Source organism: Streptomyces sp. NPDC089424, from assembly GCF_044749345.1.
GTDB lineage: Bacteria > Actinomycetota > Actinomycetes > Streptomycetales > Streptomycetaceae > Streptomyces.
This window is the reverse complement of the sequence record NZ_JBIVHU010000005.1, coordinates 79,240-103,865: the sequence shown is the minus strand read 5'-3', so window position 1 is coordinate 103,865 and position 24,626 is coordinate 79,240. Positions and strand designations below refer to the sequence as shown.

Sequence of the window (24,626 nt, the reverse complement as noted above, 5' to 3'; positions counted from 1 at the left end):
GCCGGTCCGGAAGACCGAGACATCCGACGTCCCCCTCACAAGGAGAGCCGACCGATGAAGATGAAGATCAGCATCCGCAGTCACAGCACCGGCAGACGTCGTACCCCGACCGTCGTCGTCCTCGGCGCCGTGCTCGCGCTGACCGTCACCGCCTGCGGTGACGACGGTGGCGGGGCGAGCGGCGACGGCGGAGCCGAGGGCAGCGGCACCGGAAAGATCGTCTTCTGGGACAACAACGGCGGTGTCCGCACCGACATCTGGAAGGAGATCATCGCCGACTTCGAGAAGGCGCACCCGGACATCGACGTCGAGTACGTGGGCATCGCCGCCACCGAGTACCAGTCCAAGGTCGACACCGCCATCCAGGGCGGCGGACTGCCCGACGTCGGCGGTGTCGGCGCCGCCATGATCGCCGGGTTCGCGGCGCAGGGCGCGCTGGAGCCGCTGGACGAGCGGCTCGCCGGATCGTCGCTGGACGGCGAGCTCAACGAGGACATGGTCACCTCGCTGAGGGCGGCGGGCGGCGCCGAGGACACGCTCTACTCGATCCCGACGTCCGCCAACAACGGCGTGCTGTACTACCGCACCGACCTCTTCGAGAAGGCCGGCCTGCCGCAGCCGACCACCTGGGACGCCTTCTACGCGGCCGCGCGGAAGCTCACCGCCGCGGGCAGGAACGAGTTCGGGTACACCATCCGGGGCGGCGCGGGCTCGATCGCCCAGGCCCTGGACGCGATGTACGGGCAGTCGGGGATCACGTCCTTCTGGGACGGGAGCGGTGAGAGGACCACCGTGAACGACCCGAGGAACGTAGCGGCGCTGGAGAAGTACGCCGGGCTGTACAAGAAGGTCACCCCGGCCGCCGACCTCAACAACGACTTCACCAAGATGGTCGCGCAGTGGGACTCCGGCACGATCGGGATGCTCCACCACAACCTGGGCTCGTACCAGGACCACGTGAAGGCGCTGGGCGTCGGGAAGTTCCGTGGGATACCGCATCCGACGGGACCCGGGGGCAAGCGGGTGCAGGTGTCCAACCCGGTCGACGGCATGGGGCTGTTCAAGGCCTCCAGGAACAAGGAGGCGGCGTGGAAGTTCATCGAGTTCGCGACCTCGCACGCGCAGAACTCGAAGTTCAACGAGACGGCGGGGCAGGTGCCTTCGCACACCGGCGCGGCGAAGGACGCGTGGATCTCGCGGGCCGAGCCGACGAAGCTGGCCGCGCAGGCGCTCGGTGACGGCTCCACGACGATCGTGCAGCTGCCGTACTACCTGCCGGACTGGAACACCATCTCCAAGGCCGACAACGAGCCCAACTTCCAGAAGGTGCTGCTGGGCGACATGAGCGCGCGGGACTTCCTGGACACGCTCGCCGGACAGCTGAACGAGGCCCAGGAGGAGTGGCGGCAGCAGAAGGGCTAGTGCGCGGGCCGTCCCCGGCAGGTCGGACGAAGCCGATTCCGTAACACGGGGAAAACCTGAAAGCGGTCGGGTGTAGGAACAATCCAGCCAGCGTTCGTACATCGATCATTCAGGCGTCAGGGAGTTCAGTCATGTCCGAACTGAAGAAGGCGACCGACCGGCCAAGTGGGCCGTCGGCGCCGGGGAACGGGGTCGACCGGTTCTTCAGGATCTCCGAACGGGGCTCCACCGTCGGCCAGGAGATACGCGGCGGTCTCGCCACGTTCTTCACGATGGCCTACATCCTTGTCCTGAACCCCCTCATTCTGGGCAGCGCCGAGGACAAGTACGGCCACCAGCTCGACCCCGTCCAACTCACCACCGCCACCGCCCTGGTGGCCGCCGTCATGACCGTCGTCATGGGCGTCGGCGGCAATCTGCCCCTCGCCCTCGCCGCCGGACTCGGCCTCAACGCGGTCGTCGCCTTCCAGATCGCCCCACTGATGAGCTGGGCCGACGCCATGGGCCTGATCGTCGTAGAAGGCCTGCTGATCTGCGTCCTGGTGGTGACGGGCCTGCGCGAGGCCGTCATGCACGCCATCCCGCAGGCACTGAAGCAGGCGATCAGCGTCGGCATCGGCCTGTTCATCGCCTTCATCGGCTTCGTCGACGCCGGTTTCGTTAGCCGGATCCCGGACGCCGCGAACACCACCGTGCCCGTTCAGCTGGGCGGCACCGGCACGCTCACGGGCTGGCCGATGCTGGTCTTCTGCCTCGGCGTCCTGCTGACCGTCGGACTGCTCGCCCGCCGGGTCAAGGGCGCCATCCTGATCAGCATCGTGACCATGACGGTCGTCGCGATGGTCGTCGACTCCCTGGCCGACATCAAGACCTGGGGCCTGACCACACCCGCCTGGCCCGACCAGGTCGTCGACAGCCCCGACTTCGGCCTGATCGGCGACTTCGACCTGTTCGGCGCGTTCAGCGAGCCCGGCGTCGGCGTGGTCACCGTGGTGCTGCTGATCTTCACGCTGATCCTGTCCGACTTCTTCGACACCATGGGCACGGTCGTCGGCGTCAGCGCCGAGGCCGGGCTGCTCGACGAGGACGGGAAGGTCCCGCATCTCGGTCGCGTCCTGCTCATCGACGGCGCGGCGGCCGTGGCCGGCGGCGCCGCGTCCGCCTCGTCCGCCACGTCCTACATCGAGTCGGCGGCCGGCGTCGGCGAGGGCTCACGCACCGGGTTCTCCAACCTCGTCACCGGCGGCCTGTTCGCCCTCGCCCTGTTCCTCACCCCGCTGCTCACCATCGTCCCGCTCCAGGCGGCCGCCCCCGCGCTGGTCGCCGTCGGATTCCTGATGATGACCCAGGTCAAGCAGATCGACTGGGACCGCTACGAGATCGCCGTTCCCGCGTTCCTCACCATCGCCGTGATGCCGTTCACCTACTCGATCACCAACGGCATCGGTGCGGGCTTCCTCGCCTACGTCGTCATCAAGACGGTGCTCGGCAAGGCCAAGGAGGTCCACTGGCTGCTGTGGGGGACCTCGGCGCTGTTCCTGGTGTACTTCGCGATCGACCCGATCGAGCAGCTCCTCGGCGTCGGGTGACGAGGCGGGGGCGACCCTGCTGGGTCCCCCCCCGGCCCCCTTACCGCAGTGCGGCCTCCATGACGGCCTTGGCCACCGGCGCGGCCAGCCCGTTGCCGCTGACCTCGGAGCGCTCCGCGTCCGACTGCTCCACCACCACCGCCACGGCGACCTCCTTGTCCGAGGAGTCGGACTTGGCGTACGAGGTGAACCAGGCGTACGGCGTCTTGCTGTTGTTCTCGCCGTGCTGGGCCGTACCCGTCTTGCCGCCGACGGTGGCGCCGGAGATCCGCGCGTTCGTCCCCGTGCCCTCCTCGACGACCGTCTGCATCGCCGACTGCAACTGCTCGGCGGTCTTCGAGCTGACGATCTCCTTGCGGGAGGCGTTGTCGTCGTAGTCCTCCAGCACGTCGCCGCTGTGGTCGGTGATCCTGGACACCATGTGCGGTTCGACCAGCTCGCCGCCGTTGGCCAGCGCCGCGGACACCATGGCGATCTGGAGCGGCGTCGCGGTCACGTCGAACTGGCCGATACCGGACAGCGCGGTCTGCGCCTTGTCCATGTCCTTCGGGTAGACGCTCTCGTACGCGCGCACCGGCACGTCCTGCTCGCTGTCGTTGAACCCGAACTTCTCGGCCATCTCCCGGACCTTGTCCTGGCCCAGGTCGACGGCCATCTTGCCGAAGACGTTGTTGCAGGAGTACTGGAGCGCCACCCGGATCGACGCGTCCTCACAGGGTGCGTTCGGGTTCTCGTTGGTGAGGTTGCTGGAGGACTGCGGCAGCGGGTACGGGTCGGGGCTCTTCGTCCTCTCGTCCACCGAGGAGTACAGCCCGTCCTCCAGCGCGGCGGCCGCCACCACCAGCTTGAAGGTGGAGCCGGGCGGCAGCGGCTGGCGCAGCGCCCGGTTGGTCATCGGCTTGTCCTCGTCGTCCTCGGTGAGCCGCGTCCAGACCTCCGAGTTGCCCGCGGTGATCTCCGACGGGTCGTACGACGGGGTGGAGACGACCGCCAGGAGCCTTCCGGTCTTCGGGTCGATGGCGACCGCGGCGCCCTTCTTGTCGCCGAGCGCCTCGTACGCCGCCCGCTGGGCGTCCGGGTCGATCGTCGTGATCACGTCACCGGGATCGGCACGCTTGTCGGTGACCGTGTCCATCACGGTCTTGAGCCGGGTGTCGGTGCCGTCCAGCAGCTCCTGGTAGACACCCTCCAGCTGGGTGGCGCCGTACACCTGTGAGCTGTAGCCGGTCACCGCCGCGTACAGCGCGCCGTCCTTGTAGGTCCGCTTGTATCTGAGGTCGCCGCCGGTCGTCCGGGCCGAGCCGGTCACCGAGTCGCCGGCCACGACGATGTTGCCGAGCGGCGCGCTGTACAGCTCGATCGCGTTCCGTCGGTTGTCCTTGTCGTCCGCGAGTGCCTGGCCCTTGTAGAACTGCACCCAGGTGGCCCTGACCAGCAGCACCAGCACCAGGAGCAGCGTGAAGACCGCAGCCCGCCTGATCGTCCTGTTCATTCCGCTGTGGAAGACGAGCGGCACCGGCCGGAACGTTCCCTTCCGTCCCGTTTTCTCATCCGCTCCTCAGAAAACGGGATGCACGGCGGCCGGGCCGGGCCGGTCACAGCCTGCGCGTGGCCAGCGTCAGGCGGTCGCGGGCGTCGAACAGGGCGTCCTTCACCAGCTGCTCGTGGGCGGGGGTGAGCCGGGCCACCGGGATCGAGCAGCTGATGGCGTCGCGGGCCGGGGTGCGGTAGGGGATGGCCACGCCGAAGCAGCGCAGCCCGAGGGTGTTCTCCTCGCGGTCGACGGCGTACCCCTGCTCCCGTACCAGGTGCAGCTCCTCGATGAGCTTCTCGCGGTCGGTGATGGTGTTCTCGGTCAGCGCCGGCAGCGTCTCCGGCAGCAGCTTGCGCACCTGCTCGTCGGAGAAGGTGCTGAGCAGCACCTTGCCCAGCGAGGTGGAGTGCGCGGGCAGCCGGCGGCCGACGCGGGTGAAGGGGCGCAGGTAGTGCTGCGACTGACGGGTGGCGAGATAGACGACGTTGGTGCCGTCCAGGCGGGCCAGGTGGATGGTCTCCGTGGTGTCGTCCGACAGCCGGTCCAGGGTGGGCCGGGCCACCGCGACCACCTCGTCGCCGTCGATGTACGACGTCCCGACGAGCAGCGCCCGGACGCCGATCCCGTACCGCGTGCCCGTGGCGTCGGTCTCCACCCAGCCGAGTTCGACGAGGGTGCGCAGCAGCATGTACAGGCTCGACTTGGGGTAGCCCACGGCCTCCTGCACGGCGGCCAGCGAGTGCATGCCGGGACTCCCCGCGAAGTACTCCAGCAGTTCCACCGTCCGCACCGCGGACTTGACCTGCGCCCCGCCGCCTGTCTCGGCTGCCGACATCGCCCTTGACCCCTTCGTTCGACGGGAAACCAGAGTTATAGTCTCCCTCGTATTCACGATCAGAGACAGCGTTCAGTATATCGAACAGCGCTGGTCCGTGACGTGGTGCATCACGTACGTACTGCGGCAAGACATCTGGAGGGACCCCGGTGGCAGCAGCACCAGTCTGGAGTGTCGACCCCCGTACCGGGAAGCAGCGGGAACAGGTTGCGGTGGAGGCCACAGCCCAGGAGGTGGACACCACCGTCCGTGCCGCGCACGCCACCCGTGGCGCCCTCGCCGACCGGACCGTCCGGGCCGCCTTCCTGCGCACCGCCGCCGACCAGTTGGAGGCGGCGCGGGACGGACTCGTGGAGACCGCCGACGCCGAGACCGCGCTCGGCCCCGTCCGGCTGACGGGCGAACTCGCCCGCACCTGCTACCAGTTGCGGGCCTTCGCCGACATCGTCGACGAGGGCGCCTTCCTGGACGTCGTCATCAACCACCCCGACGCCACCGCCACCCCGCCCGTCCCCGACCTGCGCCGTCACAAGGTGCCGCTGGGCGTCGTCGCCGTCTACTCGGCCTCCAACTTCCCCTTCGCCTTCTCCGTCGCCGGTGGTGACACCGCCAGCGCGCTCGCGGCCGGCTGCCCCGTCGTCGTCAAGGCCCACCCCGACCACCCGGGCCTGTCCGAGCTGGTCGCCAAGGTGCTGCGCCGGGCCGCCCGGGAGCACGGCATACCCGACGCGGTGCTGGGCCTCGTCCACGGCTTCGAGGCGGGCGTGGAGCTCATCGGGCATCCGCTGGTCGCGGCGGCCGGGTTCACCGGCTCGGTACGCGGCGGGCGCGCCCTCTTCGACGCGGCGGCCGCCCGCCCCGTCCCGATCCCCTTCCACGGCGAGCTGGGCTCCCTGAACCCGGTGCTGGTCACCGAGGCGGCGGCGGAGGAGCGCGCCGAGCAGATCGGCGGCGGGCTCGCGGGCTCGATGACGCTGGGCGTCGGGCAGTTCTGCGTGAAGCCGGGACTGGTGCTCGCGCCCTCCGGTGCGGCGGGGGACCGGCTGGTGAAGTCGCTGACCGAGGCGGTCAGCAACACCGAGGCGGGCGTTCTGCTGGACCACCGGATGCGCGACAACTTCGTGGCCGGGGTCGCCGAGCGGGCCGCGCTCGACGGCGTCGAGTCGCCCGTGACGCCGGGCGCCGGCGGGGAGCACACGGTCAGCGCGGGATTCCTGACGGTGCCGGCCGAGAAGCTGGTTCGGGAGGGGGCGCACGACCTGCTCCTGGAGGAGTGCTTCGGGCCGGTGACGGTCGTGGTCCGCTACGAGGACGAGAGCGAGGCGACGGCCGTGCTCTCCCGGCTGCCGGGCAACCTCACGGCGACGGTGCAGCTGTCGGCGGAGGAGGCCGCGGGACAGGGGCGGGGACCGGAGCTGCTCGCGGAGCTGACGCCGCTCGCGGGGCGCGTCCTGGTGAACGGCTGGCCCACCGGCGTCGCCGTGGCGCCGGCCCAGCACCACGGCGGGCCCTACCCGGCCACGACCTCGACGTCCACCTCCGTCGGCGGCACGGCGATCGAGCGGTGGCTGCGGCCGGTCGTGTACCAGGGGGCACCGGAGGCGCTGCTGCCGCCGGAACTGCGGGACGACAACCCGCTGGGCCTGCCCCGGCGGTTCAACGGCCGTCTGGAGCGCTGAAGCGAGGCCGAAGCGAGAAGGAGCGCCGAAGCGGGAACGCCACCCGGCGCCGCGCGTGAGCGCGGCGGGACGGCCCGGGATCCGGCCACTGCCGGCCCGGCGGCCGTCGGGGCGGCAGTGGCCGGCAGCACGGATTGCCCCGTCGGCCTCGACGAGCGGCGACCCGACGTGGTGTCCCGGGCGGGGGACCCGTGCGGCCGCCCGGGACGCCGGGACGGCCGTCAGAACATCGACGACAGTCCGCTGGTGATCGAGGAGACCAGTTCCTTGCCCTCCTCCGCGACCCGCTTCACCGCGGGGGCCACCCTCTTGGCGACCGGGGTGATCCACCTGGACTGGCCGTAGGTGACCAGGCTCAGCGCGGTGCCGCCCGCGGCCCACATGAACTCGCTGCTGGTGAAGCCGTGTTCGATGCCGGTGAACAGGGTGCTCAGCGCGCCGGCGCCCATGGCTATGCCGCCGAAGACGGCGGCGGCCGGGACACCGACGACCGCGAACGGGGGAAAGACGAGGCTGGCGACACCGAGGCCGGCGGAGATGAAGCCCGCGCCGATGCTCACGTAGTTGAAGGCGTCGGCCCACCAGCCGGCGTCCGAGTACCACTCGTCGTTGTCTCCGCCACTGCCGTTCTCGTTGACCTCGTCGTGGGTGCCGCTGTCGGCCGGGTTTCTGCCGTTGTCCCGGTCCTCCTGCGCCTTCTCGGCGGCCTCGCGGGCGGCCTCGCGGGCCTCCTCCTGACGCTTCTGGACGACGATGGCGCGCGCCTGGTTCGCCGCCGCGGCCGCCGTGGCCGCGTCCCGGCCGGCCTCGAGTTCGGACTGGCGCGCGCTCGCCGCGGACGCCTGGGCGCTGTAGGCGGAGTTCAGGGCCGAACGGGCCGCGTCGATGGCCCTGTTCGCGGAGTAGTTCGCCGAGCGGGAGGCGCTGCGCGCCGTCGACGCGGCAGCCGAGGCCTTGTTCGCGGAGGTCTGCGCGTCCGCGGCCGACCTGTCCGCCGCGTCGGCGTTCTGCCGGGCCTGGTCGGAGTACTGGCCGGCCTTCGCCCCCGCGGCGATGGCCTTGTCCGCCCAGTCCTGCGCCTCCTCGGCCGCGTTGCGTGCGGTCGCCGCCACCTGCGACGCCAGTGCCGCGGTCTGCTGCGCCGCGTAGGCCGTTTTGGCCGCGGCGGCGATCGCCCCCTGGATCGCGGCGACGTGGGTGGCGGAGTCGTGGTCGAGCTGGGCCGAGGAGTACTGCACCACCTGGACGAAGTTCCGGCGCATCCACGTCGGCCCCTCCAGGGCCACGTCCCCGTACGCCTTGGTGTAGTCGCCTCCGTTCGCCACCGAGGTCGCGGTCTCGACCGCGTCGTCCTCCCGGACGGCGGCGGGGTAGGTGCGGTCGAAGAAGTCCTGCAACGCCTCCGGGGTGTTCTTGTCCAGTGCGTCGTTGGCCGCCTCGGTGACGGCCCGGCCGGGCTTCTGGTCGAGGATGCGCCCGATCTGCACCCGGTTGTCGTCCTGCGAGGCCCGGATCACGCCGGAGGTGAGGAAGTCGCCCACGGCCGTGGAGCTGCCGCTGGCCAGCGCCGCGTGCGCGGCCGCCGCGATGGCGGGGTTGGACACCTGGGCGATGTACAGGACGGTCTCGCGGTCGTCCTGGTTCTGGGCGACCGCCCGGTCGAGGTCGATCCAGGAGAACATGTCGTCGTCGCTGCCGGAGAGCGCGAACTGGGCGGCCTCCCGCGTCCACGCGCCCTTGGCTTCGAGCAGCCCGGTGGCGGCCTTGCGGCCCAGTGTGGCGGCGAGCGACAGGTCGCCGTCCGTGAACAGGGCCTTCTCGGCCGCGCTGATCAGGTCCTTGATCGCCTGATCGGTCTGCGCGTCCTGCGCCCGCTTGTTCGCGTACTCGGCCTGCTCCTCCGTCTCGATCTCGGCCAGCAGCCGGGCCTCGTCCAGGCCCTGCAGCCGCTCCTGCTCCAGGCGCGCCAGCTCGGCGCTCCGGGCCGCCTGGGCGACCGCGACGGCGTCCGTGACGGCCTGGGTGGCGGTGTCGGCGGCCTTGACGGCCTCGCCGGCGTGGGCGGTGGACTTGTTCGCGAAGTCGATGGCCTTGCCCGCGTTCGCCACGGCCTCGTCGACGGCGTCGGCGGCCTTCTCGGCGTGGGCGGCGGCGGAGTTGGCGGCGTCCCGGGCGACGCGCGCGGCGGAGGCCGCCGTGTTGGCGAGGGCCTGCGCGCTGGAGGCGGCGTTGGTGGCGCGGTTGGCGGCGGCGGTGGCGATGGCGGCCTGGCGCTTGGCCTCGGCGGCCTGCGACTGGGCGGCTCCGGACGCGGCGGCGGCCTGCGCGGCGGCGGTGGCGGCGGCCGCCGAGTTACGAGCCGCGGAGGCGGCCGAGGCACTGGCGCCGACGGACTGGGCGCAGGCGGCCCGCGCGTAGTCGGCGGCCTTGGCCGCGGTACGGGCCTTGGCGGCGGAGTTGCGGGCCGCGACCGCGGCGTCCTTGGCCGCCTGGGTCTTGCCCGCGTCCTTGGAAGCGGCGATGGCCGCGTTGTAGGCACGGGACGCGGCTCCGCCGGCGGCCGAGGCGGCCTGGGAGGCGGCCGTGGCGGCCCAGGAGGCGCGGCGGGAGGCGTTCACGGCCGCGTTGGAGGCGTTGATGGCGATACGGGCGGCGTTCGCGGCGCCCTTGGCCGCGCCGGCCGCCTTCCGGGCCGCCGCGGCGGATTTCTGCACGTCCTCCTTCGCGGCCTCGGCCTCGGCGGCGGCCCTCTCCGCCGCCTTCTTCGCCTCGGCCGCGGCGGCCAGGGCCCGCTCGGACGCCTCGACGGCGAGGTCCGTCTCGGCCTGGGCGCGCTTGCCCTCCCGGTCGACGACGGCGACGAGCTCCTCGATGGTCGCCCTCTCCTGGTCGCGGGCACGCGCGATGTGCTGGCCGGTGTCGAGGAACCACTGGATGTCCGTCGCGGTGCCGTTCAGGGCGCGGTCGGCGTACTTCCGCACCTCGGGTCCGGCGTTGACCAGCATGGTGGCGACCAGGAGCTGCGAGTCCTCCAGGCGGGCGGAGTACTGACCCTCGGTCAGGAAGGACTCCAGCGCCGCGCGCGTGCCCGTGTCCAGGGCTGCGGACGCCTCGCGCCGTACGGCCTTTCCGCCGGTGGCCGACAGGGTGGCGGCGGCGACCTGGAGGTCTTCCAGGAGCGCCGACTCGTATCCGCCCTGGAGGAAGGCGGCGACGGTGCTGTCACCGCCGTCGAGCGCGGCGGTGGCCTCGCGGCGCAGGCCCTTGCCGGAACGGGCCAGGTAGCCGGCGATCGCGACGCGGTCGTCCTCCGTCGTCACCCTCGGCAGGGTCTGGCCGAGGAAGACCTGGATGTCGGCGTCGGTGCCGAAGAGCGCGTCCGCGGCCGCCGCCTTGGTGGCCCGGCCTCCGGTCATCCATGCCCTGACCACCTTCGCCCGCTCGGTGTCCGGCAGGGTGAGCGGGTCGGCCGTCGTGGCCGGTGTCCCGGCGGCGCGGGCAACGGGCGTCCACGCCAGGGGTGTGGCGGCGGCGGCCGTGACGGCGGCGAGCGAGCCGAGGAGCCGTCTGCGACTCCAGAAAATCGTCTGCATAGGAAATTGCCCTCGTGGTCTCTGCCGGTGCGGCAGATCGGCGATCACTGACACGGCAGGCTTCCCCCGCATGCCCGGGCAGTCATGTGTGGCCCCCGTGAGGCGTATGCGTTGCCTGCGCAATGACGTGACCATACCAACGCGCGTTCGACGCGCAATCAATTTGGGGCCGCGAACGAAATGCGTCCGAGAAGTGCGCGGTACGGCTTCTTTGTCGTTTCTTTGCAAGAGTCCCTACAACCATTGGAGTTGTGTGGCGAGGGTCACAACTCGCCCTCAACTGCCGCCCGTTTTGCGGCTGTTGGCGGAGTGGACAAAGACGGGGAACCAAGGTGGCATAGAGCGGGGAAGGCGGCTGCCCAAATTTTTGGGGGCCTTTTGTACGGGGGAAAGACGATTCCTTCACGCATGCCTTGAACCACGTTACGGACATCTTTTTGGAAGCAACGATTTGAGGAAAGTGATGAAGTCGCGCACCACATTTGCGGCGCAGCTGAGCCGATTTGCGATACGGCAACGACGCGGGAGATTTCTGACCCGCGCCCTCGGCACCGCGGCGGTCGGCGCCCTGGCATGGGCCGCCCTGGCGGCCGGCCTCCCCGGTGGTTCCAACGCCCCGGCAGGCACTGCCGCGGTGGCCGACGAGGCTCCGGGTTACGCGGTCGAGGACTTCGACTACCCGCAGGCGGACAAGATCCTCACCGAGAAGAACATCCTGCTCAAGCGGGGCGACGGCCACATCACGCTCGCCGACTGCGCGAGCGGCACCGGGCAGTTGGAGGTCCAGGCCCGGGACCGGAGCAAGGTCTGCTTCGACGTCAAGGGGAACTCCGGCTGGCTGACCCTGGAGCTGCCCTCCGTCTACCTCATCCGGGGCAACGACTACACGACCGAGGCGGACATGACGGTCGGTACCGAGCAGGAGTCGTACGACATCGCGAAGAACACCTGGACCCCCGTGGGCGAGAGCGCGGACGAGCAGGCCCGTGAGTGGACGCTCCTGGAGCTTCGGACCTCCAAGTAGCGCCCCGCCGAGCCCTCCTGCCCGATCCGTCACCACCCACCAGGGGAACCACCACATGACCTACGCAAGATCCGTGCGCCTCGTCGCACTGGCCGCCGCCCTGACCTTCGGCTCCGCCGCGCTCGCGGCCGGTTCCGCCGCCGCCGTCACCGGCCCCGCCGTCCCCGCCGCCGACACCACCTACGCCTACACCGCGCAGATCACCGTCGGCGACCACGACCGCGGTTGCTCGGGTGTCCTGGTCGACCGCGAGTGGCTGCTCACCGCGGCCAGTTGCTTCGCCGCCGACCCCGCGACGAGCCTGTCCGTGCCCGCCGGCAAGCCGGCCACGAAGACCACCGCCGTCATCGGCCGCTCCGACCTCACCGGCACCGCAGGCGCCGCCCGCGACATCGTCGAACTGGTCCCGCGCACCGACCGCGACGCGGTACTGGCCCGCCTCAACCGCCCCGTCACCAACGTGTCCCCGATCTCGCTGGCCACCACGGCGCCGACCGCCGGGGAGACCCTCGGCCTCGCCGGCTACGGCCGCACCGCGACCGAGTGGGCACCCCTCAGCCTGCACACCGGCACCTTCACCGTCGACGCCGCGGCCGCCACGACCGCCTCGGTCACCGGCACGAACGGCACGGCCGCGTGCATGGGCGACACCGGCGGCCCGCTGGTCCGCGGCAGCGGCGGCACGGCCCAACTGGCCGCGCTCGCCAGCCGGTCCTACCAGGGCGGCTGCTACGGCATCGACACCACCGAGACCCGCACAGGCGGCGTCGTCACGCGCGTCGACGACCTCGCCGCCTGGGTGAACTCCACCACCGGCGCCGTCCGCGCCACCGACTTCAACTGCGACGGCGTCGAGGACATCGCGATCTCCGACCCGCGGGCGACCGTCGGCGCGGTCGGCGCCGCGGGCCTGGTGCGGATCGTCTACGGCGGCGGCAAGGGCACCGCCGAGATCAACCAGGACCTCGACTGGGTTCCCGGCGCCGCCGAGGCCAGCGACTGGTTCGGCGAGTCCCTGGACACCGTCGACTGGAACGAGGACGGCTGCACCGACCTGGTCGTGGGCACCCCGGCCGAGGACATCGGCAGCGCGGCCGACTCCGGCATGGTCGACGTCCTGCACGGCGCCCCGGGGGGCCTCGGCACCGGCGCGGTCAAGAACACCCACTTCGAGGAGGGCTCCGGCGCCGGCTCCCTGGCCACGGCCCTCGCCCAGGCCGGCGACCGGTTCGGCGACTCCGTCGCGGCCGGCGTCACCGCCGCCGGCAAGCCGTTCCTGGTCAGCGGCGCACCCGGTGAGGCCGTCGGCGGCCTGGCGAAGGCCGGCGCCGCCTTCTACCTCCACGGCACCACCAGCATCGTCTTCCACCAGGACAGCGCCGACGTGCCCGGCGGCGCGGAGGCGAACGACGGCTTCGGCGGCTCGGTCGCGGCCGACCCCAACTTCTTCGCCGTCGGCGCTGCCGGTGAGGCCATCGGCGAGGACGCCGGCGCCGGCAACCTGGCGGTGTTCAGCCACACCCTGACCGCCGCGGGCCTGCCCACCCCGAAGTTCGGGCTCGACCAGGACCTCGACACCGTCTCCGGCGGCGCGGAGGCGGGCGACCAGTTCGGCTACTCCCTGGCCCTGGCCCCGTACCGCCCCTCCGGCGCGGCCGCCGCCACCGACTCGATCCTCGCGGTCGGCGCCCCCGGTGAGGACCTCGACGTCGACGGCGTCTCCAAGGCCGATGCCGGCACCGCCCTGACCTTCCGTGTCACCGCCGCGGGCACCGTCACCCAGCTCTACGGCATCTCCCAGGGCACCGGCGAGGACGACGTGACCGGCACCGGGGAGGCCGGCGACCGCATGGGCACCACCGTGACCGCGATCAACACCGCCCCGCGAGCCCTGAGCACCACCGCCACGATGAAGCTGGCCGTGGGCGCCCCCGGCGAGGCCATCGGCACGGCGGCCAAGGCCGGCGCGGTGCACACCTTCTCCCTGCTGGGCGCCCCGGGCGCCAACGACCGGTGGCTGGAGGCCGGTGACGGCGACGGCATCCCCACCGCGCCCGGCGCCGACCAGCAGCTGGGTTCGAGCATCCGCTACACCGGCACCAAGCTGTACGTCGGCCTGCCGCTGGGCCCCAGCACCTACGGCACCCTGTACGCCCTGCCCTTGTCGAACGTGACCGCCGGCGGCGCCGTCGCCCCCGTCACGACCTACCAGCCCGGCGCGGGCGGCCTCCCGGCAGCCGGCGACCGCTTCGGCTACGCGGCGCGGTAACCCACTCCGGCGGCACCACCCCGACGCCGAGCGTCGGGGTGGTGCCGCCGTCATGTCTGGCCAAGTCCCCCTTCCGGGCTCTGAGAAGATCTGGCCATGGACATGGAACTTCCCGAAGTGCCCTTTCCCCTGCGCAGTTACGGGCCCGACGGCAACTGGGCCTTTGAGGACGGTGTGCTCACCGGATGGGCCGGGGCGCGGCAGGACCGGTTCGTGCCGCCCACCGGGGAGGCGCTGGAGCCCGTCGCCGACGCGCCCCGGCTGCTGGGGGCGCCCGAGGGGGACTTCCAGCTGATCGCCCGGGTGACGGTCGGCTTCAACGCGGCCTTCGACGCCGGGGTGCTCTACGTCCACGTCGGCGCGCGGGAGTGGGCCAAGCTCTGCCTGGAGTACTCCCCGGCCGTGCCGACCGTCTGCACGGTGGTCACCCGCGGCCACTCCGACGACGCCAACTCCTTCACCGTGGAGGGCAGTTCCGTCTGGCTGCGGGTCAGCCGCACCGGCCGCGCGTTCGCCTTCCACGCCTCCCGGGACGGCGAGCGGTGGACCTTCGTCCGGCTGTTCACGCTGGGCGGGGAGAAGGAGACGGGCGCCGCCCTTGTCGGGTTCATGGCGCAGTCGCCGATGGGAGAGGGGTGTGTGGTGACCTACGACCACATCGAGTTCCGGCCCTTCTGGCCGCGTGAGCTGCGCGACGGCAGCTGAGCGCGCGGGCCGGCCGAGGCGCCCTCGGGAATGAACGGGAGCTCTTGAACGTTCACGTACCGGCGGAGAGGGACTCCGCCGCCGTACGACCTGGAGAGTGCCGTGACCCTGCGTGTCGAGATCTGGAGCGACATCGCCTGCCCCTGGTGCTACGTGGGCAAGGCCCGTTTCGAGAAGGCGCTCGCGGCCTTCCCGCACCGCGACGGGGTCGAGGTGGTGCACCGTTCCTTCGAGCTGGACCCCGGCCGGGCCAAGGACGACGTGCAGCCCGTGCTGACGATGCTCGCGAAGAAGTACGGCATGAGCCCGGCGCAGGCGCAGGCCGGGGAGGACAACCTGGGCACGCAGGCGGCGGCCGAGGGGCTGGAGTACCGGACGCGGGACCGTGACCACGGCAACACCTTCGACATGCACCGGCTGCTCCACCTCGCCAAGGAGCACGGCCGCCAGGACGAGCTGATCCAGCGGCTGTACCGGGCCAACTTCGCCGAGGAGCGGTCCGTCTTCAACGACGACGAGCGGCTCGTGGGGATCGCCACCGACGCCGGGCTCGACGAGGCCGAGGTGCGCAAGGTGCTCGCCGACCCGGGGGCCTACGCCGACGAGGTGCGCGCCGACGAGCGGGAGGCCGCTCAGCTCGGGGCAGGCGGGGTGCCGTTCTTCGTGCTCGACCGGAAGTACGGGGTGTCCGGCGCCCAGCCCACCGAGGTCTTCGAGCGGGCGCTGACCCAGGCATGGGGCGAGCGCTCCCCGCTGACGCTGATCGAGGACGGCGCGGCCGACGCGTGCGGCCCTGACGGGTGCGCGGTACCGCCTCGCGCGTGAAGGCCGAGGTCAGACCGGGTCCATAAGAGGCCCTTAGGGATTCCCCGTAGAAATACGCGATGGACGGGGAGATTCCCCGGCCGCACAGTGGAGCCATGGAGACCTTCGAGAGCCTGGTCCGTGCCGAGTTCGCCCCGCGCAACACCTACCTCAACACCGCGAGCAACGGGCTGCTCCCGGCTCGCACCGTGACCGCGCTGCACGAGGCGGCGCGGCTGCGGGCCGAGGGCCGTTCCGTGGACCCGCTGTTCGACGACGTGGAAGCCGCCCGCGGAGCGTTCGCCCGGCTGGCCGGTGTCCCGGCCGGGCGGGTGGCGGCCGGCGCCTCGGTCGCGGCGCACACCGGGGTGATCGCAGCCTCGCTGCCTGCGGGCGCCGAAGTCCTCACCGCCGAGGGAGACTTCACCTCCGTCCTCAACCCGTTCCATGTGCGCGGCGACCTCAAGGTGCGGGCCGTGCCGCTGGAGCGGATCGCCGAGTCCGTCCGCCCGGGCACCGCGCTGGTCGCCGTCAGCGCGGCGCAGTCCGCCGACGGGCGCGTCGCCGACCTGCCCGCGCTGCGCGAGGCGGCCCGCGCCCACGGGGCACGGACGTACGTCGACTTCTCCCAGGCGGCCGGCTGGCTGCCCATGGACGCGGGTGCCTACGACTTCACCGCCGTCACCTGCTACAAATGGCTGCTCGGCCCGCACGGGGCGGCCTTCCTCGTCGTCCCGGAGGACTTCGCCGGACTGACGCCGGTGCTGGCGGGCTGGGTCGCCGGGGAGGTCCCGATGGACAGCTGCTACGGACCGGTCACCGAACTCGCCCACTCCGCGAGGCGCTTCGACCTCACCCCGGCCCTGTTCACCTACTCCGGACTGCGCCGCTCCCTCGAACTGATCGAGGAGCTCGGCGTGGACGCCGTGCACGCCCACGACATCGCGCTGGCCGACCGCTTCCGCGCGGGGATGGCCGCCCTCGGCCACGAGGCCGCGCCCGCGCCCGGTTCCGCGATCGTCTCCGTGCCGGGTCTCGCCGACCGGGCGCGGGAACTGGCGCGCGCGGACGTCCAGGTCTCCAGCCGGGCGGGCAATCTGCGGGCCTCGTTCCACCTGTACAACACGGCCGCCGACGTGGACCGGATCCTCGACGTGCTGGCCGGCTGACCCGCCGCACGGCCGGAGCCCGGCCCCCCTCACGAGGGGGGCCGGGCTCCGGTCATGCGGTTCGGGCGCCGAGGCTCACTTCACCGGGGTGAAGTCCGTCGCCCCGATGAACGACGGGCGGCGCACCGGCGCCGCGAACGGCTCGACCGCCGCGTTCTCCACGCTGTTGAACACGATGAAGACGTTGCTGCGCGGGAACGGCGTGATGTTGTCACCCGACCCGTGCATGCAGTTGCAGTCGAACCAGGTCGCCGAACCGGCCTTGCCGGTGAACAGCTTGATGCCGTACTCCGACGCCATCGAGGTCAGCGCCTCGTCCGAGGGCGTGCCCGCGTCCTGCATCTGCAGCGACTTCTTGTAGTTGTCCTTCGGCGTGGCCCCCGCGCACCCGAGGAACGTCTTGTGCGACCCCGGCATGATCATGAGGCCGCCGTTGGTGTCGTGGTTCTCGGTCAGCGCGATCGAGACCGACACCGTGCGCATGTTGGCCAGGCCGTCCTCGGCGTGCCAGGTCTCGAAGTCCGAGTGCCAGTAGAAGCCGCTCGCCCCGAAGCCGGGCTTGACGTTGATCCGGGACTGGTGGACGTACACGTCCGAACCGAGGATCTGGCGCGCCCGTCCGACGACCCGCTCGTCGCGCACCAGGCGGGCGAACACCTCGCTGATCCGGTGCACTTCGAAGACGGACCGGATCTCCTTGGACTGCGGCTCGACGATCGACCGCTCGTCGGCCCGGATCGCCGGGTCGTCGACCAGCCGTTCCAGTTCCTGCCGGTAGACCGCGACCTCGTCCTCGGTGATGATCTCCTCGACGGCGAGGAAGCCGTCACGCTCGTACGACTGGAGATCGGCCGGGTCGATCGGTCCCGGGGTACCGGGCGTGCCCCAGACGACGGGGTCCTTGCGGGGGGTGGACACCTCGGTGGTGCCGCGGCTGGGGTACAGATCGGTGACGGTGGTCGTCATGGCCGGTCACACCTCCTCGGGTTCGGTGAGCAGGGGGTAGACGCCGTTCTCGTCGTGGTCCTCCCGCCCGGTCACGGGCGGGTTGAACACGCAGACGCAGCGGAAGTCCTCCTTGACGCGCAGCGTGTGCCGCTCGTGGCCGTCGAGGAGGTACATGGTCCCGGGCGTGATGGTGTACGTCCGGGAGGTCTCGTGGTCGGTCAGCTCGGCCTCGCCCGCGACGCACACCACGGCCTCGACGTGGTTGGCGTACCACATCGACGTCTCGGTGCCCGCGTACAGGACCGTCTCGTGCAGGGAGAAGCCGACCCTCTCCTTGGCGAGGACGATGCGCTTGCTCTCCCAGGTGCCGGACGCCGATTTCACGTGCCGGTCGGTGCCTTCGAGTTCCTTGAACGAACGGACGATCACGGTGGTGCGATGCCTCCTAGGTGAACGGAATGGTGGTGAGGGGTCTCAGACGGCGGACGGGGAGGTCTCCCGGACCGCGCGCGCGAGGACCCGCAGGCCCTCGTCGAGCTCCTCGGGCGTGATGGTCAGCGCGGGCAGCAGCTTGACGACCTCGCTCTCGGGGCCGGACGTCTCGATGAGCAGCCCCAGTTCGAAGGCGCGCCTGGCGATCCGCCCGGCCCGCTCCTTGTCGTGGAACTCCATGCCCCAGACCAGGCCGCGGCCCCGGTACTCCTTGACGTCGGCGAGGTTCTCCTCGGTGATGGCGATCATGGCCTGCTCGACCTGCTCGCCCCGCGCACGGGTCTGCTTCTCCATCGCCGAGCCGTCGGTCCAGTACGTCTCCAGCGCGGCGGTCGCGGTGACGAACGCCGGGTTGTTGCCGCGGAAGGTGCCGTTGTGCTCGCCCGGCTCCCAGACGTCCAGCTCGGGCTTGAACAGGCACAGCGACATGGGGAGCCCGTACCCGCTGATGGACTTCGAAACCGTCACGATGTCGGGGACGACGCCGGCTTCCTCGAAGGAGAAGAAGGCGCCGGTACGGCCGCAGCCCATCTGGATGTCGTCGACGATCAGCAGCATGTCCTGGCGTTCGCACAGGTCGGCGAGGGCGCGCAGCCACTCGGGGCGGGCCACGTTGATGCCGCCCTCGCCCTGCACGGTCTCGACGATCACGGCGGCCGGCTTGTTGAGGCCGGAGCCCTGGTCCTCCAGGAGGCGCTCGAACCACAGGAAGTCCGGGACCTGGCCGTCGAAGTAGTTGTCGAACGGCATCGGCGTGCCGTGCACCAGCGGGATGCCGGCACCGGCGCGCTTGAACGCGTTGCCGGTCACGGCGAGGGAGCCCAGCGACATGCCGTGGAAGGCGTTGGTGAACGAGACGATCGCCTCGCGGCCCTTCACCTTCCGCGCGAGCTTCAGCGCGGACTCCACGGCGTTGGTGCCCGTCGGGCCCGGGAACATGACCTTGTAGGGCAGGTCACGCGGGCGCAGCACCAGGTCCTGGAAGGTCTGCAGGAAGCCGCGCTTGGCGGTGGTCGACATGTCGAGACCGTGGGTGACGCCGTCCCGCTCCAGGTAGTCGAGCAGGGCCCGTTTCAGCACGGGGTTGTTGTGCCCGTAGTTGAGCGAGCCGGCGCCGGCGAAGAAGTCGAGGTACTCGTGGCCGTCCTCGTCGTACATCCGGCTGCCGCGCGCACGGTCGAAGACGGTGGGCCAGCCGCGGCAGTAGCTGCGCACCTCGGACTCCAGGGTTTCGAAGACGCTGAGGTCGGGCTGGGTGATGGTCACGGTAATTCGCTCCTCTGTGCGACAGGTGAGTGTGGGGGGTCGTGACGAGAGCAAGGGGGGCCTGGGGGCCGGCCCGGGTGGTGCCCGCGGGTGCGGGTCAGTCCGAGGTCCGCGGCAGGTGCGTCAGCGGGCCGATGCGGTACAGGACCTCGGGGTCGTGGGGACCGTCCGGGAACAGGTCGGTGCCGAAGAGCACCTCGCGCTCCATGTGGGCGTCGTGGCGCGCGGCGAACGAGGCGAACAGCCGCTCGGAGGCGGTGTTGCCCGGCGTGATCGTGGTCTCGACGGAGGTCAGGCCGTGTTCGGCGGCGACCCGGGCGGTCAGGGTGTCCAGCATGCGTGCCGCGAGTCCGCGACCGCGCTGTGCGGAGTCGACGGCCACCTGCCAGACGAGCAGGGTGCCCGGGCGGTCCGGCCGCAGGAATCCGGTGACGAAGCCGACGGCCTCGCCGTCGGCCGCGCGGGCTACCGCCGAGGTGCCGGCGAAGTCGCGGCACCACAGCAGATAGCTGTAGGCGGAGTTCAGGTCGAGCGTTCCGGATTCCTTGGCGAGCCGCCAGAAAGCGGCACCGTCGGCCACCACCGGGCGGTCTATGTGCAGGTCTGCTTGTGCGGCAGTCATGCAAATTCAATTTACCCATCGCGAATTGAAAATGCATGGCCGTCGGGGCTTACGTGGAGCCCTGGCATGTGTTATCGCGCGGGCGCGGGTGTTCACGCGAGGAGTTGGTGAAATGCCCGATTTCATGCGGGCAAAGAGGGGTGAAACGGGCGCGATGTGTAACGCGTCACAACCATGTGACCCTCACGGGATCTCCCCGGAAAGGACCGCCCGGCGTTCGCGAAATCTTTGCGTTTAAGGTCAGGGAAAGCGGGCAGAAGGATACGGGAAGCTACGCTGGATTGAAATACGGAATGTTGGCCGGAGAATGCTCGCTTATTGCTGTGAATTCAAGTTCCGGTCACTCCGTCGATACGCTCGCGGAGGATGTCGGCGTGACCGTTGTGCCGCGCGTACTCCTCGATGAGATGGATGAGCACCCAGCGCAGGGACACGGCCATGCCCTCCAGCGGGCCGTCCGTCAGCCGCCCGGTGTCGTCCAGCGGCCGGCCCGCGGCGATCTCCCGGCCGCGCGCGATCTCCCGGCGCCAGACCGTGAGGGCCTCACCGAGGTCGCGCTCCGGGTGCAGGCCGTACCCCGTCTCCTCCTCGTAGACCGGCGGCACGTCGAGACCGGCGAGCACGCGCTGGAACCAGTTGCGCTCCACCTCCGCGAGGTGCTGCACGAGGCCGAGCAGCGTGAGCGAGGAGGGCGGCGCCGAGGCGAGCCGCAGCGCGGCGTCGTCCAGCCCGCGGCACTTCAGCTCCAGCGTGGCCCGGTGATAGTCGAGCCACTCCTCCAGCATGGTCCGCTCGTCCCCGGTCATGGAGGGCACGGGCCGTCCGTCGGGAAGGGTCAGGCGTTCGGCGGGGGTGTCGGAAGTCATGTCCCGAGCATGCCAGGAGCCTCCCGCCGGCGTTCGGGGAGCCTGCTACCGCCAGGCCGGCTCGGCCGCGAGACGGCAGGCGTTCAGGTCCGTGGGCCGGCCCGCGTCCGTGAGGGCCGCTCCCAGCGCCGCGAGGCTCGCCCGGACCGCGCGCGGGGTGGCGTCGGCGCCGTAGTGGTTGACGCGGATCATCTCCTTGGCCAGGGCGCCGCCGCCCGCCGCCAGCGGAAGGGTCGGGTCGGAGGCGAGGGCGCGCGCGACCAGCTCCGAGGCCACGACGCCGGGCGGGGTGCGCAGGGTCGTCGCCACCGGCGCCGCCTCCGCGGCCCTGTGGACGTAGGGCTCCAGACCGCCGCCGAGGGCCGAGGCCCCGGCGCGCGTCGCCGCCGCGGCGGAGGCGTGCCGGGCCATCACGGTCTCCAGCCCCTCCGTCTCGATGCGCTCGACGCAGGCCTCCAGCGCCAGCATCTCCAGCTGCGCGGGCGCGTGCAGCAGGGCCTTGCGGCCGGCGTCGACCCAGCGTTCCTTCCAGTCCAGCAGCGACAGGTAGGAGCGCCGCGGTGCCCGCGGGTTCGCCGCCATCCGGGCCCACGCCCGCTCGCTCACCGACACCGCCGACACCCCGGCGGGCCCGCCCATCGCCTTCTGGGCCCCGATCACGCACAGGTCCACGCCCCACGCGTCCGGCAGCACCGGCTCGGCGCCCACGGAGGCGACGGCGTCCAGGTAGAACAGGGCACCCTGCTCCCGTACGACCGCGCCGATCTCCGCGACCGGGTTGGTGTTCCCGGTCGCCGCCTCCGCGTGCACCAGCGACACGAAGTCGATCTCCGGGTGCTCGGCGAAGGCGTCCCGGACGTCCTGCGCCGTGACCGCCGTGTGGAACGGCACCGCGAGGTCGTGCACCGTCGCCCCGCAGTCCCGCAGCCAGTCGCCGAAGGTCTGCCCGTACGGGCCGGTGATCACGTTCAGCGCGACCGTCCCGGGACCCGCGGTCGCCCGGATCGCGCCCTCCAGCGGCAGCAGCGCCTCGCCCTGCATGATCACGACGTCCTGCCGGGTGTCCAGCAGCCGGGCCACCCGGTCCTCGACGGAGGCGAAGTGCGCGGCGCTCAGCGGCGCCAGGTCCAGGAAGGGGTGGGTCACGGCGGTGCTCTCTTCGGTCACGGGATCGACGTGGTCGAGCCTAACCGCCCGGCCAACGGGCCCCCGATCACCGGTCGGTTCTCAGGCGGCACCGGCCCGCGGCCAACGGATTGTTTTGGGCACCCCAAAGCTCTCCTTATAATCGGAACATTCAGTTCCCTCACAGGAGGTTCCCCGTGAACACGGTCCTCGGGCGCCGGGCCCGCATTCTGGCCGCCACCACCGCGACGGCCGGGCTGGTGCTGGTCGCCGGCTGCTCGTCGGACGGCGACGGCGCCGGCGGCACGAAGACGGCCGCCGGCGGGGTCGAGCTCGTCAAGGCCGGCCAGCTCACCACCTGCACCCACCTGCCGTACCCGCCCTTCCAGTCGGAGATCGACGGCAAGGTGCAGGGCTTCGACGTCGCCCTCGTCGACCTGGTCGCCGAGGACCTCGGCGTGAAGCAGCAGATCCTCGACACGCCGTTCGAGAACTTCAAGACCGGCGCGTTCCTCAACTCAGGGGAGTGCGACCTGGCCGCCGCCGGCATGACCATCACCGAGGAGCGCAAGAAGAACGTCGACTTCTCCGACCCGTACTTCGAGGCCACCCAGGCCGTGCTGGTCGACAAGAAGAGCGGCATCACCTCCTTCGCGGGGCTCAAGGGCAAGAAGGTCGGCGCCCAGGCGCAGACCACCGGCGAGGAGTACGCGACGAGCCAGGGCCTCGACCCGGTCTCCTTCGAGTCCTCCGACGCCGTCGTCAACGGCCTGCGCACCGGGCAGGTCGAGGCCGTCGTCATCGACTACCCGGTCGTCCAGGGCTGGCTCAAGGACAAGGCCAACGCCTCCGCCTTCCAGGTCGCCGAGCAGGTCAACACCGGTGAGCAGTACGGCATCACGGTGAAGAAGGGCAACGCGAAGCTGCTCGCCGCCGTCAACAAGGCGCTGGCCGGCGCCAAGGCCGACGGCACCTACAAGAAGCTCTACGAGCAGTGGATCGGCCCGTACGAGGAGTCCGCCGCCTCCCCGTCGCCGACCGCCTCATGACCGACGCCACCAAGGTCGAGGCCGCGCCCCGCAGGAAGGGGCTCACCCGCCGCCAGAAGCGCGGCCTGTCCCGCGGCGCGCAGTACGTCCTCTTCGTCGGCGCCCTGATCGCTCTCGCGGTCGGCGCCGACTGGGGGCGGCTGGCCAACCAGTTCGCCCAGGGCGACATCGCCCGGCAGATGTTCCCGGACGTCATCACGCTGGCGCTGAAGAACACCGTGCTCTACACCGTCTCCGGCTTCGCCGTGGGACTGGTGCTCGGCATGGTCCTCGCGCTGATGCGGCTGTCCTCCGTGGGCCCCTACCGCTGGGTCGCCGGCGTCTACATCGAGATCTTCCGCGGCCTGCCCGCCCTGCTGATCTTCATCTTCATCGGCGTGGCCGTCCCGCTCGCCTTCCCGGGCGTCGAGATCCCCGGCGGCACCTACGGCAAGGTCGCCCTCGCCCTCGGCCTGGTGGCGGCGGCGTACATGGCGGAGACGTTCCGCGCGGGCATCCAGGCGGTGCCCAAGGGGCAGATGGAGGCGGCCCGTTCGCTGGGCTTCTCCCCGGCACGCGCGATGGTCTCGATCATCCTGCCGCAGGCCTTCCGGATCATCCTCCCGCCGCTCACCAACGAACTGGTGCTCCTCTTCAAGGACTCCTCGCTGGTGCTGTTCCTCGGTGTCACGCTGGAGGAGCGGGAGCTGTCCAAGTTCGGCCGCGACCTGGCCAGCCAGACCGCGAACTCGACGCCGATCCTGGTCGCCGGACTGTGCTACCTGCTGATCACGATCCCGCTCGGCTTCGTCGTACGCCGTATGGAGTCGAAGGCCCAGGAGGCCGTGAAATGAGCCGACCCGAGATCGAGATCCGGGACCTGCACAAGTCCTTCGGCGACAACCACGTCCTGCGCGGCATCGACCTGGAGATCGCCCACGGCGAGGTCACCTGCGTCATCGGCCCCTCCGGCTCCGGCAAGTCGACGCTGCTGCGCTGCGTGAACCTGCTGGAGGAACCCTCCAAGGGCCAGGTCTTCGTCGGCGGCACCGAACTCACCGACCCGGACGTGGACATCGACGCCGCACGCCGCCGGATCGGCATGGTCTTCCAGCAGTTCAACCTCTTCCCGCACCTCACGGTCACCGAGAACCTCTCCCTGCCGCAGCGCCGGGTGCTGCGCCGCGGCAAGGCCCAGGCCGCGAAGGTGGCCGCGGAGAACCTGGAGCGGGTCGGCCTCGCCGAGAAGGCGGACGCCTACCCCTCCTCCCTCTCCGGCGGCCAGCAGCAGCGCGTGGCCATCGCCCGCGCACTGGCGATGGGACCGGAGGTCATGCTCTTCGACGAGCCGACCTCGGCCCTCGACCCCGAGTTGGTGGGAGACGTCCTGGCGGTCATGCGGATGCTCGCCGAGGACGGCATGACGATGATGGTCGTCACCCATGAGATGACCTTCGCCCGCGAGGTCGCGGACCGGGTGATCTTCATGGACGGCGGCGTGGTCGTCGAGGACGGCAGCCCCGAGCAGGTCGTCACCCGCCCCCGGCACGAGCGGACCCGCCACTTCCTGTCCCGGCTGCTCGACCCGGCGATGGCGGACGTGGAGGAGGCCGACGCCCCGTGAGGGGCACCCGGGACCGCCCGCGGCCGATCACG

Annotated in this window: 20 protein-coding genes; 11 read left to right on the top strand and 9 right to left on the bottom strand. The window is 71.2% G+C overall.

What is annotated here, in order from left to right; translation table 11 throughout:
* Nucleotides 1–60: 60 nt before the first annotated feature.
* Entirely contained in the window at nt 61–1,422 is a 1,362-nt protein-coding gene (locus tag ACIP2X_RS23030) for an ABC transporter substrate-binding protein (RefSeq protein ID WP_401676555.1), read from the top strand.
* A gap of 131 nt (nt 1,423–1,553) precedes the next feature.
* On the top strand, nt 1,554–3,011 hold the full coding sequence (locus ACIP2X_RS23025) for an NCS2 family permease (protein WP_401676029.1): 1,458 nt from the start codon (nt 1,554–1,556) through the stop codon (nt 3,009–3,011).
* A gap of 40 nt (nt 3,012–3,051) precedes the next feature.
* Here the strand turns inward: ACIP2X_RS23025 and ACIP2X_RS23020 are convergent, their stop codons facing one another.
* A complete protein-coding gene (locus tag ACIP2X_RS23020; protein WP_401676027.1) occupies nt 3,052–4,503 on the bottom strand; it encodes a peptidoglycan D,D-transpeptidase FtsI family protein in 1,452 nt (483 codons plus the stop codon).
* Nucleotides 4,504–4,606: 103 nt separating this feature from the next.
* A complete protein-coding gene (locus ACIP2X_RS23015; RefSeq protein WP_401676025.1) occupies nt 4,607–5,380 on the bottom strand; it encodes an IclR family transcriptional regulator in 774 nt (257 codons plus the stop codon).
* Between the two features lie 149 nt (nt 5,381–5,529).
* Here ACIP2X_RS23015 and ACIP2X_RS23010 point away from each other — a divergent pair, with 149 nt between their 5' ends.
* The gene (locus ACIP2X_RS23010; RefSeq protein WP_401676023.1) at nt 5,530–7,059 is read left to right on the top strand and encodes an aldehyde dehydrogenase (NADP(+)); all 1,530 of its coding nucleotides are present in this window, start codon (nt 5,530–5,532) and stop codon (nt 7,057–7,059) included.
* A gap of 221 nt (nt 7,060–7,280) precedes the next feature.
* On the opposite strand, the gene ACIP2X_RS23005 is transcribed toward ACIP2X_RS23010, so the two are convergent.
* A complete protein-coding gene (locus ACIP2X_RS23005; protein WP_401676021.1) occupies nt 7,281–10,652 on the bottom strand; it encodes an ALF repeat-containing protein in 3,372 nt (1,123 codons plus the stop codon).
* A gap of 532 nt (nt 10,653–11,184) precedes the next feature.
* Between ACIP2X_RS23005 and ACIP2X_RS23000 the strand changes: the two genes are divergently transcribed.
* From ACIP2X_RS23000 to ACIP2X_RS22980, 5 genes are all read left to right on the top strand, one after another.
* A complete protein-coding gene (locus ACIP2X_RS23000) occupies nt 11,185–11,676 on the top strand; it encodes a hypothetical protein (protein WP_401676554.1) in 492 nt (163 codons plus the stop codon).
* 55 nt (nt 11,677–11,731) lie between these two features.
* Nucleotides 11,732–13,945, top strand: a complete 2,214-nt coding sequence (locus ACIP2X_RS22995; protein WP_401676019.1) for a S1 family peptidase — start codon at nt 11,732–11,734, stop codon at nt 13,943–13,945.
* Between the two features lie 96 nt (nt 13,946–14,041).
* On the top strand, nt 14,042–14,650 hold the full coding sequence (locus ACIP2X_RS22990; RefSeq protein ID WP_401676017.1) for a DUF1349 domain-containing protein: 609 nt from the start codon (nt 14,042–14,044) through the stop codon (nt 14,648–14,650).
* A 108-nt stretch (nt 14,651–14,758) separates the two neighbouring features.
* Nucleotides 14,759–15,475, top strand: a complete 717-nt coding sequence (locus ACIP2X_RS22985; RefSeq protein ID WP_401676553.1) for a DsbA family oxidoreductase — start codon at nt 14,759–14,761, stop codon at nt 15,473–15,475.
* A gap of 95 nt (nt 15,476–15,570) precedes the next feature.
* On the top strand, nt 15,571–16,623 hold the full coding sequence (locus ACIP2X_RS22980) for an aminotransferase class V-fold PLP-dependent enzyme (RefSeq protein WP_401676015.1): 1,053 nt from the start codon (nt 15,571–15,573) through the stop codon (nt 16,621–16,623).
* A 75-nt stretch (nt 16,624–16,698) separates the two neighbouring features.
* Here ACIP2X_RS22980 and thpD read toward each other — a convergent pair whose 3' ends face one another.
* The 6 genes from thpD to ACIP2X_RS22950 all read right to left on the bottom strand — a co-directional run bounded on the left by thpD (nt 16,699) and on the right by ACIP2X_RS22950 (nt 21,984).
* Complete coding sequence (thpD, locus tag ACIP2X_RS22975) at nt 16,699–17,589, bottom strand: ectoine hydroxylase (protein ID WP_401676013.1); 891 nt, start codon at nt 17,587–17,589, stop codon at nt 16,699–16,701.
* A gap of 6 nt (nt 17,590–17,595) precedes the next feature.
* A complete protein-coding gene (locus tag ACIP2X_RS22970) occupies nt 17,596–18,000 on the bottom strand; it encodes an ectoine synthase (protein ID WP_401676011.1) in 405 nt (134 codons plus the stop codon).
* A gap of 45 nt (nt 18,001–18,045) precedes the next feature.
* Complete coding sequence (ectB, locus tag ACIP2X_RS22965; protein ID WP_401676009.1) at nt 18,046–19,329, bottom strand: diaminobutyrate--2-oxoglutarate transaminase; 1,284 nt, start codon at nt 19,327–19,329, stop codon at nt 18,046–18,048.
* A 97-nt stretch (nt 19,330–19,426) separates the two neighbouring features.
* On the bottom strand, nt 19,427–19,951 hold the full coding sequence (gene ectA, locus ACIP2X_RS22960) for a diaminobutyrate acetyltransferase (protein WP_401676007.1): 525 nt from the start codon (nt 19,949–19,951) through the stop codon (nt 19,427–19,429).
* A gap of 329 nt (nt 19,952–20,280) precedes the next feature.
* Nucleotides 20,281–20,817 (bottom strand): DinB family protein, encoded by a 537-nt coding sequence (locus tag ACIP2X_RS22955; RefSeq protein ID WP_401676005.1) that lies wholly within the window; start codon nt 20,815–20,817, stop codon nt 20,281–20,283.
* A 45-nt stretch (nt 20,818–20,862) separates the two neighbouring features.
* Nucleotides 20,863–21,984, bottom strand: a complete 1,122-nt coding sequence (locus ACIP2X_RS22950; RefSeq protein WP_401676003.1) for a pyridoxal-phosphate-dependent aminotransferase family protein — start codon at nt 21,982–21,984, stop codon at nt 20,863–20,865.
* Between the two features lie 155 nt (nt 21,985–22,139).
* On the opposite strand from ACIP2X_RS22950, the gene ACIP2X_RS22945 reads away from it, so the two are divergent.
* Genes ACIP2X_RS22945 through ACIP2X_RS22935 form a run of 3 tightly spaced genes read left to right on the top strand, consistent with a single transcriptional unit; the run spans nt 22,140 to nt 24,594 of the window.
* Entirely contained in the window at nt 22,140–22,991 is an 852-nt protein-coding gene (locus tag ACIP2X_RS22945) for a transporter substrate-binding domain-containing protein (RefSeq protein ID WP_401676001.1), read from the top strand.
* Nucleotides 22,988–23,824: an amino acid ABC transporter permease gene (locus tag ACIP2X_RS22940; RefSeq protein ID WP_401675999.1), complete on the top strand. Its 837-nt coding sequence runs from the start codon at nt 22,988–22,990 to the stop codon at nt 23,822–23,824. Before ACIP2X_RS22945 ends, ACIP2X_RS22940 begins: the two co-directional genes overlap by 4 nt.
* A complete protein-coding gene (locus tag ACIP2X_RS22935; RefSeq protein ID WP_401675997.1) occupies nt 23,821–24,594 on the top strand; it encodes an amino acid ABC transporter ATP-binding protein in 774 nt (257 codons plus the stop codon). Before ACIP2X_RS22940 ends, ACIP2X_RS22935 begins: the two co-directional genes overlap by 4 nt.
* The last annotated feature ends 32 nt before the right edge of the window (nt 24,595–24,626 follow it).